The 12573-nt window shown below is 42.2% G+C and carries 10 protein-coding genes; 9 read left to right on the forward strand and 1 reads right to left on the reverse strand.

Translation table 11 applies throughout. The features are described 5' to 3' along the window. Window positions 1-841: 841 nt before the first annotated feature. The 8 genes from ACE1TF_RS02965 to ACE1TF_RS03000 all read left to right on the forward strand — a co-directional run bounded on the left by ACE1TF_RS02965 (window position 842) and on the right by ACE1TF_RS03000 (window position 10024). Window positions 842-2749 carry a right-handed parallel beta-helix repeat-containing protein gene (locus ACE1TF_RS02965; RefSeq protein ID WP_375014106.1) on the forward strand — a complete coding sequence of 636 codons (1908 nt, stop codon included), beginning with the start codon at window positions 842-844 and terminating at the stop codon, window positions 2747-2749. 139 nt (window positions 2750-2888) lie between these two features. Continuing rightward, on the forward strand, window positions 2889-3656 hold the full coding sequence (locus tag ACE1TF_RS02970) for a DeoR/GlpR family DNA-binding transcription regulator (RefSeq protein ID WP_375014108.1): 768 nt from the start codon (window positions 2889-2891) through the stop codon (window positions 3654-3656). 1 nt (window position 3657) lies between these two features. Next, window positions 3658-4965, forward strand: coding sequence for a four-carbon acid sugar kinase family protein (locus ACE1TF_RS02975; RefSeq protein WP_375014110.1), 1308 nt, complete (start codon window positions 3658-3660; stop codon window positions 4963-4965). Beyond that, window positions 4962-5969 carry a 4-hydroxythreonine-4-phosphate dehydrogenase PdxA gene (gene pdxA / locus ACE1TF_RS02980; protein WP_375014112.1) on the forward strand — a complete coding sequence of 336 codons (1008 nt, stop codon included), beginning with the start codon at window positions 4962-4964 and terminating at the stop codon, window positions 5967-5969. The genes ACE1TF_RS02975 and pdxA overlap by 4 nt, the downstream gene beginning before the upstream one ends. Before the next feature lie 22 nt (window positions 5970-5991). Next, entirely contained in the window at window positions 5992-6972 is a 981-nt protein-coding gene (locus ACE1TF_RS02985) for a PdxA family dehydrogenase (RefSeq protein ID WP_375014114.1), read from the forward strand. Window positions 6973-6987: 15 nt separating this feature from the next. Beyond that, entirely contained in the window at window positions 6988-7977 is a 990-nt protein-coding gene (locus tag ACE1TF_RS02990; protein ID WP_375014116.1) for a tripartite tricarboxylate transporter substrate binding protein, read from the forward strand. 15 nt (window positions 7978-7992) lie between these two features. Then, complete coding sequence (locus ACE1TF_RS02995) at window positions 7993-8490, forward strand: tripartite tricarboxylate transporter TctB family protein (RefSeq protein WP_375014118.1); 498 nt, start codon at window positions 7993-7995, stop codon at window positions 8488-8490. A 34-nt stretch (window positions 8491-8524) separates the two neighbouring features. Next, complete coding sequence (locus tag ACE1TF_RS03000; protein WP_375014120.1) at window positions 8525-10024, forward strand: tripartite tricarboxylate transporter permease; 1500 nt, start codon at window positions 8525-8527, stop codon at window positions 10022-10024. Window positions 10025-10118: 94 nt separating this feature from the next. On the opposite strand, the gene ACE1TF_RS03005 is transcribed toward ACE1TF_RS03000, so the two are convergent. Beyond that, window positions 10119-10811, reverse strand: a complete 693-nt coding sequence (locus ACE1TF_RS03005; RefSeq protein WP_375014122.1) for a copper homeostasis protein CutC — start codon at window positions 10809-10811, stop codon at window positions 10119-10121. Window positions 10812-11035: 224 nt separating this feature from the next. Here ACE1TF_RS03005 and putP point away from each other — a divergent pair, with 224 nt between their 5' ends. Then, window positions 11036-12547, forward strand: a complete 1512-nt coding sequence (gene putP / locus ACE1TF_RS03010; protein WP_375014125.1) for a sodium/proline symporter PutP — start codon at window positions 11036-11038, stop codon at window positions 12545-12547. Window positions 12548-12573: the final 26 nt, after the last annotated feature.

Consider the following 12573-nt stretch of genomic DNA (forward strand, 5'->3'; position numbering starts at 1 on the left):
ATTGGGTTATCTTTCACCCAAGCAGTATGAGCAGCAATATAAAGAATCAGTAATCTGAAAAACTCAGAATGTGACCAAAAATCCTGCGTGGATGATGTTGTGATTTTCAACGTCCTCCACGCAGGATCGACCAAACGCAGTGCGGTAGGCTTTTATACTTGGGCGCTCAATTTTTAGTGTCTACTTTCTTGACTGAAGTCCAGTATTGTCACATAAAAGAGTGAGAGGCCGTAGCATTCCTTGAACGAGTTGGGCAGCTATCAATCACATCTGTTTACCGTCCGGAAAACGCTCGCCGTGTTGTTTGCAACCCTCTTATTGATGAAAAACAATTGGCGCTGAAGATGTCGGAGTGAAACAAGATGAACTGCGACAAACAGTACGGTGACACTCACTCGCAAATTGCCCTCTGTTAGTAGCTAAACAGTTACAATTCGGTCCGTCTTTCGCGCGCGTCAATCCTACGTCGTTCTAATCAACGGTATGAAATATGCGACGTTGTGCAACTCGAGGTTCTTAGTTGTGGTATTGAACTCTATGTATGAACATAATCAGTCAATGACAGGGATAGGATTTTGAGCAACATGGTTGTAGAAGACATTCATTGCTACGATCTGTTGTGAGTTCTTGACGATGAACTATGAGCTTTATCAGTCGATATTTCTTCCTTCATTACATATTTCTTTTATTCGATTTACAAAGATTGCTTTTCTATCATTTTTTCACTCCCGGCCTTTTCTCGTGTAATTACCTCCAAAGCGGGTAGGAACACAAGAATATTACGTAAGGGTGCATAGCATAGTTACAGAACTAACTAGAACAATAGAAAGGAGGAATTGTTATGATTGTAACAACGTATGCAGATTTACTTGCAGCCCTTGCCGCTGGTATTCCGGTAATCATAGTGGCGAATGACCTGGTAGCGACTAGTACAGCCACTGTCAATTATTCAGTGGAGATTCAAGGAGCAAATCCAAATATAACGATTACTCGTTCCTCTGCATTTACAGGAGACGTTTTTTTCGTTACAAATTCTGGACAACTGACGGTTAATGCACTTGTCTTAGACGGGCAAGAGGTTACGTCTACAACACTAGTAAGAGCTTTAGGTCCGGTTGTGATGGGCGCAGTAACGTTGCGAAATTCTACTTCTAGCACGAGAGGAGCCGCGCTTCTCGTGCAGGGGACTAGCGCAATATTGAACGGAGTGACGATTTTTAATTGTTTTTCACCAATTGAAGCAGGGACCATCTATGTCACCGTCCCAAACAGTAGCCTTACGCTTACAGATTGCATAATTAGTGGAAACGAATCTGGGGGCAACGGTGGAGCTTTGTTTATGAATGAGTTCACAAATTTCCAGTGTACACGAACGATATTTGCACAAAATGTAGCCGGAATTAACGGAGGCGCTTTTTTCTTAAATACAGATATAACGGCTGTTATTACGGATTGTCAGTTTATTGACAACACCGCTGCCGATGGTGGAGCAATTTTCATTAATCCGAGAACATCATTAACCGTATCGGGTAGTGGATTTTCAAATAATGTTGCAACCTTAAATGGCTCAGGTATTTACTTGAATGCTGAAAGTGCAGCAACGATCACAACGAGTATATTTCGAGGAAATCAAGCACCGTTTGGAGGCGGTGTATTTATAAATTTGAATTCTTCACTCGTACTTGAAAATAACCGATTTGAAGAAAATCAAGCAACTTCAGCGGGGGCTGGGTTGTTTATGAATGTTGACAGCGCAGCAGCAACTTCAAACAACACTTTTGAAAATAATCAAGCCCCGCAAGGGGCAGCAATATTTGTAAATGTGGTTGCTGTACTACAATCAAATGCAGATATTTTGTTTAGCAATCAGGCAAATGGAGAAGGTGGAGGGTTGTTCATAAACAGTGATGCAAGTGTGAGTGCCACAAACCTTCAAGCAGCTGTAAACACGGCGAGCACGGGTGGTGCAGTGTTTAATAACGGAGGAAGCCTCACATTACAGAATAGTGAGATCTTTGGAAACACTGCGTCTGTGCAAGGCGGGGCCATCTTTAACGCGGGTACGTTAAATTTCGTTGGAACGAGTAACTTTGGACCGTTTGGTTCGAATAATGCACCTCTTGCCCCAGGAATTTACAATGCTGGCACGTTAAATGGTCAAGATGCACTTTTCGTCCCTGACGGAGTGTTTATTGAATCCGCAGACAATGTCGTTCAACTAACAGCCCCACTTTCACCTAATGCGGTTATCCAACTAAACGAATCGGATTATGTGGCTCCTGATCCGGCCAACAGTCCCATTGTCGTCGGGGTTGCAACGCCCTCTTACCCTGTTCTCACACAAGAAGATGCTAATCGATTCATCAAACCACCAGCGGGGTTTGAAGACTGGCAAGTAGCATTGATCGATAATCAAATTGTGCTCGTATTCAACCCAATGGTTGGACCATTTAGAATTACGTATATCGGTGTCATTGGAAGAAACCCGAATCCTAACTCTTATACTGCAGACGACTTGCCGATCGTCTTACAAGATCCAGAACCCGTAGAAGGGCTTCAATTTATCGGATGGTTTGACGCATTAGGAAACCAAGTGACAGTCATTCCAGAAGGAACGACCGGAGATCTCGTCCTGTATGCAAGGTACAACACGGTCAACCCACCTGATGTAAGCGGTACTGTCATTTTATCCAGTTCAATATCCATCTGTTTTTGTAATAACGATTGCCCTTGCGAATCATGTGAATGAAGTCAAATGAAAAATCACTACAGGAGGATTTCCTATAGTGATTTTTGTTAATTTTGAACAATTTATTTAAAAAATTATTGACATTAATGTTATAAATGAACAATAATTGTGTTAGAAATTAACTTTCAGAGGTGTACATATGCATGCTGATGAGCGCAAAAGACAAATTATTAGTCTTACAAACAATAAGGAAAAGGTAGAAATCGAGGACTTAGCTCTGAAATTAAATGTTTCTGCAATGACAATTCGTAGAGACTTAACTGAACTAGAAAAACAAGGACAGCTTATAAGAGTGCACGGCGGGGCAGTTCCTGTTAAAGAGTTAGTGTCAGAAGTTCCTTATATGAATAAAGCATCAAAACATATAGAGGAAAAGAAAAAAATTGCATCTTTGGCTGTTCAATATATCCCTGATCACGCTCGTATTATCATGGATTCCGGTACAACGACTCTAGAGATTATCCGAAGAATTAAGCACAGAGGGGATTTAACCGTCATTACAAATGATATTACATCAGCGATGGAATGTATGAATGAGCCACTAGAAGTCATTTTAACTGGTGGGGTGTTGCAGCAAGGGGTAGGTGCATGCACGGGTCCGGCTGCTGAGAGGTTTCTAGAAGATGTACATGCAGACATTTTCTTCTTAGGTGCCCATGCCATTCATCCTAAAGCAGGAATTACTGCGCCTACTTTGGAGAAGGCAAGTATTAAGAAGAAAATGATTAATGCTGCGGAGTTAACGATTTTAGTAGCAGATTCTACTAAATTTGATCAAAAATCATTTGCTAGTGTATGTCCTCTAAATATGGTCGGTCAAGCGATTACGGATAAACAACTATCGGAAATGAAGATGGAAGAATATTCCGAGAGAATGAATATGGAGGTAGCGTCGGAGGAGATCTGATATGGAGCTAGTGGTTATTGCTGACGATTTAACAGGAGCAAACGCTTGTGGAGCTTTGTTTGCAGAGACTGGGTTTAGGGTGGAAACGAAATTCCACTGGTCTGAACATAGTCTAAATTCAAGTGTTGACGTAACGATGGTTGATACAAACAGTCGACAGAGTTCGCCTGTTGTCGCTAGAAGTAAGTTACAAGAAATGATTCACACATATCGAGCAAATGAAATCTCTTACTTCGCTAACCGTATTGACAGTACAATGCGTGGGAATGTGGGTGCTGAAGCGGCGGAGTGGCTGTTGCAGTTTGGAGAGCAATCAATTGTTGTCATCGTTCCAAGCTTTCCCGACTCGGGTAGAACAGTCCGGGATGGATTATTGTATGTTCATGGTCAGTTAATGCATCAAACAAGTGTAGGTGATGACCCAACAACGCCAATCAAAGATTCAAGCATTTCATCAATCATCCACGCTCAAACAGTTGAGGCGACAGCCCATGTCCAGTTACAAGAAGTTGAGAAAGGGGCTGAAAGTCTCGCAAATCAATTTCGGAAATTACCAGAGAAAGAGCAAAGAATTGTTATTGTTGACGCAGTTACAAATGAACACATTACAACCATAGCTAAAGCAATGACATTGTGTAATCTACCGATGTATCCGTTCGATCCTGGCCCACTAACGTATCATTTTATGAAATCAAAGTTGTTAATGAATATTGAAAAACCTCCAAAACAAATGGTGTGTATTGGCAGTGCAAATCAGTTAATTGAAGCCCAAATGAACAAATTTTGTAACGATCGAAAACTAGAGCCTATTGTTGTAAACCCGAAGTGGTTTTTGGAACCGTGTGAATACGAGTTTATATCAGAACAAGCTCAACGAATCCATCGCTTGTTAATAACTCAAGATATTGTTGTTACGACAACGATTGTACCAGGTGAACGACGACTATCACTACAAGAGTATGCTGAACAGCACCAGCAAAGTGTTGAACATATTTCTCAAAGAATTACAAGCGGATTTGCCATGTTTGCATACAAACTATTGAGTGAAAATCCATCGATACGAGGTTGTTTCACGAGTGGTGGAGACTTTACTGCAGCACTATGTAAAATATCAGGAGCGGATGGGTTGAGACTGCAACAACAAATCGCCCCTCTCACTGCCCTTGCACAGCTTACTGGTGGAGATTTAGATGGACTAAGAGTCATTACTAAGGGTGGTTCAGTAGGAGAGTTAGACGTTATCGATACTTGTGTAAGAAGACTGGAAGTTGAAGCGAATAAAGAAGAGGATATGGAGGTTATCGAATGAATTTACCAATTATTGTGATACCTATGGGTGATGCAGCAGGTATAGGTCCTGAAATTACGGCTAAAGCTGTGAACAGTCCCGAAGTACAAACAGTATGTAGACCAGTAGTTGTCGGACACCGTCAAGTGATGGAACAAGCCATCGAACAAACGAATGTAAACCTCAACATTCACCAGATTGAAACAGTCGAAGATGGGAAGTTTAAAGATCAATACTTAAACATTATCCATATTGAAAATTTGGATTTCTCATCGTTGGTCCAGGGAGAAGTACAGGCACAATGTGGGCAGGCTGCCTATGAATACATCGAAAAATCTGTGCGACTAACAAAAGAAGGTAAAGCAGCCGCTCTAGCAACAACCCCAATTAACAAAGAATCTTTAAAAGCGGCAGGCGTTCCTTATATTGGACACACAGAAATGCTCGGAGCAATGGCGGATATTGAGGATCCACTAACGATGTTTGAAGTCTTGTCATTGAGAATTTTCTTCTTAACCCGGCATGTGTCGTTGAAAGAGTCGATTGAGCAGATGACAAGTGATAGGGTATTTGATTACTTGAAGAGATGTGACGAAGCGATGCAACATTTAGGCATTGAAGAACGCAAGATTGCTGTAGCAGGACTCAATCCACATAGTGGTGAAAATGGATTATTTGGTGATGAAGAAGTTGTTGAAATAGGTCCTGGAATTGAACGAGCAAGAAATTATGGGTTAGATGTTTCTGGTCCAGTACCTGCAGACTCGGTCTTTCACCAAGCATTGCATGGAAAGTATGATGCCGTCCTTTCTCTTTATCACGATCAAGGTCACATTGCTGCCAAAATGACTGATTTTGAGCGAACCGTTTCAATTACAAATGGTCTTCCTTTTCTTAGAACCTCTGTCGATCATGGAACTGCATTTGATATTGCAGGGACAGGAGTCGCAAGTGAAGTGAGTATGGTCGAATGTTTAAAGGTAGCTGCTCAATATGCACCATATTTTAAAAAAGCAAATGTGTAACGATAAGGAGATGATTAACGCGATGAATGAAAGAATAGGGATTACGCTAGGTGATGCTGCAGGTATAGGCCCAGAGTTAGTTGTCAAAGCGTTTCAACATCAGGAAATTCGAGAGAAAGCTACGTGGATTGTTGCAGGTGATCGTGCAGTTTTGGAACGAGCAGAGGCAATTACAGGTAAGCATCTTAATGTGACCTTTATCCAAGATATTCATGATGCCAAGACGAAAGCAGGCACGATCTATTTTATTGAGGTGGCTACTTTAGGTGACGAATCATACAAATTAGGGGAGTTGTCACCTGATGCGGGCAAAGCGGCTGGGGAATGCCTAAAGTACCTCATCCGCATTGCTAAGGAGGGGGTCATTTCAAGCATTATGTATGCGCCATTAAATAAAGAAGCGTTACATCGAGGTGGTCACGAATTTAAAGATGAGCTTCACTTCTTTGCGACATTATTTGGCGTAACAACTGGATTTAGTGAAATTAATAAAATGGACGATCTATGGGTAACGCGCGTAACATCTCATGTCTCTTTAAAAGAAGTATCGGACCTTGTAACAAAAGAAAAAGTGGCATGGACGATACGTTTTGCAAATGAAACATTGGAAAAGGCAGGGTACTCAAACCCTAGAATTGCAGTTGCTGCATTAAATCCTCATGCTGGCGATGGCGGCATGCTAGGTCAAGAGGAGATCGAAGTCATACAACCTGAAGTGGATCGGGCAAAAAGCGAAGGATTAAATATCAGAGGCGCCTATCCAGCGGACACCCTTTTCGTACGAAGGAAAAAAGACCCGTTTGATTGCCTCGTAGCGATGTATCATGATCAAGCACAAACAGGAATGAAGCTTCTCGGGTTTAATAAAGGAGTAACAATAAGTGGTGGGTTGCCTGTTCCTTTAACGACACCAGCTCATGGAACGGCATTTGATATCGCTGGAAAAGGTGAGGCGGATGAAGGCGCTACAATTGAAGCGTTAAAGATGGCTGTTCAGCTATAGTTAGGGGGGCTTTCCGTGTCAGAAAAAGGTAAGAAACTCTTTTTACTCGTATCATTATTTTCTATTATATTGATAGCCAGCGCTTTTGTTCATGAAACGGTGACCCCTGATGCAAGTGATCGAGATATTGAGAACTATCCTAATCGTGACATTGATGTGTACGTCGGTCACGGTCCAGGTGGGGGCACCGACATATTTACGAGAACGATAACAAATGAGATGAGCGAACTGATGGGTGTGAACTTCAATATTATTAACCAAGAAGGTGGCTCAGGTGTTATTGCTAAACAAAGTGCTGCAAACCAGCCTGCAGATGGATACACACTCATTGGGATGTCTGCCTTTGCTGTAACGACTGCTGCAGGCATTAACCAAAATGATTTGTCTACCTTGATGCCAATTGGACGGGTGGAAAGTGATATCTATTCATTGCAAGTGAGAGAGGGCACATTTGAGTCTATTGATGAGCTGGTTGACTATGCCGATGAAAACCCAGGCGAACTTCAATTTGCATCTGTAGGGACAATGGGAATGGATGAGGTAAACGCTAGGCGGTTTATGGAGGCAGCGGACATTGAAATGACTTATGTTCCAATGGAAGGGGCAGGGTCCATGCATTCAAATCTACTTGGTGGGCATGTGGATGTCATTTTAGAAGAATTAGGGCCTGCATACTCTTATATTGAAAGTGAACAAGTAAAGCCACTAATTATCTTTGCTGATGAGCGGGTCGAGGAGTTTTCAGAAATACCAACGACAGTTGAATATGGATGGAATTTAACTGATGGGATTGAACGTGGATTAATGATCCATCGAGATACCCCGGAGGAAATCGTTACTTATCTTGAAGAGGTCTTATATGAAGCGCAGAAAACAAAGACTTTTGAACAATATAAAGAAAACGCTTTCTTGAATTTCCGAGAAGGATGGCTTAATAGTGAACAGTATGAACAGAAGCTTATACAAGATATGGAGCTCTATGAAAGAATACTAGAAGACTTGTAAATGGAGGGATGCATTGTGAAATATAACGGCATTTTATCAATCATAGTCATTTCTTTGTCGATATTTTTTCTTGTGATGACCTTCAACCTTCCGGATACAGAATCTGCTGGGACAATAACTGCTAGTGTATGGCCAATGATAATTCTTTTCGTCATGCTATTAATGGGTATATTACTAGCTTTAAGGACGTATCGAGAAAGAGCGAAGGGGCATATAGAAGAACCCGAAGAGTCTGAATCTAAATCTAAACCGGCAAATCCCAACTACCATTGGCTTGTGATGGCAGTTCTTGCAGGGTACACACTTGCGATGCCACTCATCGGTTTTTTGGTAGCCACTCCGCTATTTATCATTCTACTTGCACTTGTGCTTGGAATGACAAAGATTCGATATTTGTTACTTACCTCACTCATTAGTCACGGTGCTGCTGTACTTTTGTTTTTATACGGGTTTAATATTCCGCTTCCTAGAGGAATAGGTTTTTTCAGGTCATTTAGTTTCTTAATCTATTAAGTACGTATGCACGGGCAATAGAAAGGAGGCAGCAATGCTAGAAGGTTTAATGCTTGGCTTACAATCAATAGTTGAACCCCAGCATTTTCTCGTGTTACTCATCGGGGTATTCGTTGGATTTATCGGTGGAGCTTTGCCTGGTGTAAGCGGAACAATGTTAATTATAATTGTTTTGCCGATTACATATGGAATGGAGCCCATCTCAGCTTTTATCCTTTTAACAACGGTTTATGTGGCATGTGTATTCTCTGGTATGATTACTGCAATTTTGTTCCGAACTCCAGGAACGCCTGAGTCAGTAGCTACAGTATTTGATGGGTATCCAATGACACAACAAGGTAAAGCAGGACAAGCTCTAGGCATTGCCGTACTCAGTTCTGCAACAGGTGGTATGGTAGGTGCGATATTTCTTATTTTTTTAGCTCCGGTGCTAGCAACATTCGCTTTGCAATTTTCAGCTCCCGAATATTTTGCCTTAGCTATATTAGGACTAACTGTTGTAGCAACGCTAAGCGGAGGGGATTTAATACGTGGTGTTATTGGCGTAACGATTGGGCTATTTATAGCAACAATCGGAATGGATCCTTTGTCTGGAATTCCAAGGTTCACTTTTGAAAGCGCTCCCTTGTTAAGTGGTGTTGATTTCATTCCAATTCTTGCTGGTTTGTTTGCGGTCTCTGAGGTATTACGCCGAAGCCGAGATGATCATTCAATTAAGGATACATTCCAAAAATTCAAAACGAAAATCTTTGATTTTCCCATTATCAAAAAAATATCAACAACCCTCACACGTTCATCTTTATTAGGATCAGCAATAGGAGTATTGCCAGGTGTAGGGGCAACAACAGCAGCGATGTTGAGTTACAGTGAGGCGGTTCGTTGGTCAAAACATCCAGAAAAATTTGGAAAAGGAGCACCAGAAGGAATTGCTGCTCCGGAATCTGCAAACAATAGTGCAGCGGTAAGTGCAATGGTTCCATTGCTGTCATTAGGTCTGCCTGGAGGAGCAACAACAGCCGTTATACTCGGGGCATTCGTCATGCATGGACTGCAACCTGGACCGATGCTGTTTACAAATGAGCCGCAACTCGTATACACAATCATCATTAGCATGTTAATTATTAATCTCCTTATGATTATTTTCGCAAGACCATTTATTATGATCTTTTCAAAGATCATGAACATTCCTTATTCAATAATGGGGCCAGTCATTCTATTATTATGTGTTATTGGCACATTTGCAGTGAGAAATTCCATGTTTGATGTATGGATTATGTTGTTGTTTGGTCTTATTGGGTTTTATTTCGATCGAATTAAATTCCCGCTTGCAACCATTATATTAGGCGTCGTACTAGGTCCAATCGCAGAGGAAGAGTTTAGAAGAGGGTTACTTATGGCTGGAGGGGACTTATCCATATTTATAAACAGACCCATAAGTGCAACTTTGCTAGGGCTTGCCTTACTAGCCTTAACCTTGCCTCTCATAAAAAAGGTGTTTTCTAAAAAGATTCAACACCCTCCAGTAAGCGGATAAATTCTGACCGAGTACTAACAAAAAATATACACGCTAATGATACTGAATCGATCCGATCACAAAAATGAGAGCGCGGTGATTTCGCACCGCGCTCTCATTTTTTTAGGGAGTGATTCATCATCTTCATTTTCTCGGGATCAATGGGAAGGTGCATATTTCCATCTTGTCTTACTCCGGTTCCGAGATGGTATTCTTCTGCACACAGTTCCCTGTGAAGGTTTGGGAGCTCTTCGGGTTTGATTCCACTACCGACGAGTATGGTAGGGCCATTTAATTGTTTTGACTTGGCAATCAATTGTTGGAGTTGGGGGATGGCATCTTTTGCTTTCTGCTCTCCTCCAGATGTGAGAATTCTAGCGATTTGTTTTTTGTATTTATTTAGAAGCACGTATCCTTCTTGTTGAGAGCGAAGGGTGTCAAAGGCACGGTGGAAGGTAATATCAAATCCATCAGCCCTTTCCAACACCTTGTTTAATAGGGTTTCATCGATTTGTCCACCTTCAGTCGTACAGCCAAAGACGATGCGGCGTCCACCTAATGAACGGACCATGTCGATGTCATCTCGGATGATGTCCCAATCGGTTTTCGTATACACAAATCCGTGGCTGTGTGGTCGAATCATCACTTGAACAGGAATTGCAGCTGTTTGCAATGCATGTTTTACTGTCCCGTAACTCGGCGTCAATCCTCCTTCAGCCATTGCGCTAACGAGCTCAACACGGTCTGCCCCCAACTGGGCGGCTTGCTTCGTATCTTCATGATTGAGTGTAATGACTTCGATTCGCATTCAAGGTCCCCCTTTTCATGTCTACTTTATCAGAAACAGAGGGAAGGAAAATCAAACTGCGATTTTGTTGTAATTTTCTGTTAAAATAAACAAAAACGAAGGGGTGAACGTATGGAGATGTTCGGGCTGCCGTTGGCAACGGCGTTATGGTTAGTCATACCAATGCCACTCACCATTGTGCTATCTGCAATTAGTTATTATTTTTGGAAGAGGGGTGAAACTTAATGGGTGGTATCGAGATTCCTACACTGATTACGTTTATTGTTTACCTTATTGGGATGGCGATCTGTGGCATCATCTTTTACCGCCTTACGTCCAATATGAGTGATTATGTTCTTGGAGGGCGGAGTTTAAATGGTTGGGTCGCTGCTTTAAGCGCTGGGGCATCAGATATGAGTAGCTGGATGCTCATCGCATTGCCAGGGACGATCTACTTAAACGGGCTGAGTGAAATCTGGTTGCCGATCGGGCTAACGATTGGTGCATACTTAAACTGGCAGTTTTTAGCGAAACGGCTACGCCGGTATACACAAATTGCAAATAACGCCATTACTTTACCAGACTTTCTTGAAAACCGCTTTCGTGACAATACTAGAATTCTACGTGTCGTTTCGGCATTTTTTATTCTTTTATTCTTTACGTTTTACACGTCCTCAGGGTTAGTTGGCGGGGCAGTATTGTTCTCTGGAACGTTTAATTGGGATTATGAAGTGGCGCTAATTATCGGCACGATTGCCATTGTTTCGTATACATTTCTCGGAGGGTTTTTGGCGATTAGTTATACGGACTTCTTTCAAGGCACGCTCATGCTCCTTGCACTTGTAATAGTGCCGATTGTAGCCGTTTATGAGATTGGGAGTTGGGACTCGGCAGTCACTTCTGTCGCGGAGATTAATCCAGAATATTTGGACGCTTTTGCCGGAACGTCGGTAATTGCAATCGTTTCTTTGCTCGGCTGGGGGCTTGGTTACTTCGGTCAACCTCACATTATTACAAGATTTATGGCGATTCGCTCGGAGCGTGACGTACCTACGGGGCGTCTCGTCGGAATGACGTGGATGGTCATTTCCCTTTTTGGTGCAATCTTTGTTGGCGTTCTTGGTATTGCCTATTTTGATGGAATCGGAGCGGGTACACCTCTAGATAACCACGAGACTGTATTCATTATTTTTAGCCAAGTGCTTTTTAACCCTTGGGTTGCTGGATTTCTGCTTGCGGCAATTCTTTCGGCAATTATGAGCACGGTTGACTCGCAACTGCTCGTCTCTTCGAGTGCGCTTGCTGAAGATTTCTATAAAGGGTTCATTCGCCCAAAAGCGTCTCAAAAAGAACTTGTTTGGATTGGTAGGTTTGGGGTTGTCCTCATTGCACTCGTGGCCATGATACTCGGGTTCGACTCAGATAATACCGTGTTGGAACTTGTTGAGTATGCATGGGGAGGATTTGGCGCTGCATTCGGACCCGTAATGCTGTTCTGTTTGTTTTGGAGGCGGATGACGGTGTGGGGAGCGGTAGCGGGTATTACAACCGGTGGACTCACAGTAATTATCTGGTCGCAGTTCCAAGGGGGTCTGTTTGATTTGTATGAACTCGTACCTGGATTTTTGCTCGGTAGTTTGGCCATAGTAATCGTTAGTTTGCTAGGTAAAAAACCATCTCAAGAAATTATTGATGAATTTGCGTTTGTGGAAGAGGCAGAATATGATGAAACGAAACGAGTGTATTATAGACGTTAGAATGGTGAAGCTACACGAGGAATAAA

This window comes from Geomicrobium sp. JSM 1781026 (assembly GCF_041949955.1).
In the GTDB taxonomy this organism is placed as follows: Bacteria; Bacillota; Bacilli; order Bacillales; family Marinococcaceae; genus Geomicrobium_A.

Bases quoted from the DNA above. Each gene is read 5' to 3' on its own strand.
- ACE1TF_RS02965 (WP_375014106.1), top strand. From the start codon at position 842: ATGATTGTAACAACGTATGCAGATTTACTTGCAGCCCTTGCCGCTGGT.
- ACE1TF_RS02970 (WP_375014108.1), top strand. From the start codon at position 2,889: ATGCATGCTGATGAGCGCAAAAGACAAATTATTAGTCTTACAAACAAT.
- ACE1TF_RS02975 (WP_375014110.1), top strand. From the start codon at position 3,658: ATGGAGCTAGTGGTTATTGCTGACGATTTAACAGGAGCAAACGCTTGT.
- pdxA (WP_375014112.1), top strand. From the start codon at position 4,962: ATGAATTTACCAATTATTGTGATACCTATGGGTGATGCAGCAGGTATA.
- ACE1TF_RS02985 (WP_375014114.1), top strand. From the start codon at position 5,992: ATGAATGAAAGAATAGGGATTACGCTAGGTGATGCTGCAGGTATAGGC.
- ACE1TF_RS03000 (WP_375014120.1), top strand. From the start codon at position 8,525: ATGCTAGAAGGTTTAATGCTTGGCTTACAATCAATAGTTGAACCCCAG.
- ACE1TF_RS03005 (WP_375014122.1), bottom strand. From the start codon at position 10,811: ATGCGAATCGAAGTCATTACACTCAATCATGAAGATACGAAGCAAGCC.
- putP (WP_375014125.1), top strand. From the start codon at position 11,036: ATGGGTGGTATCGAGATTCCTACACTGATTACGTTTATTGTTTACCTT.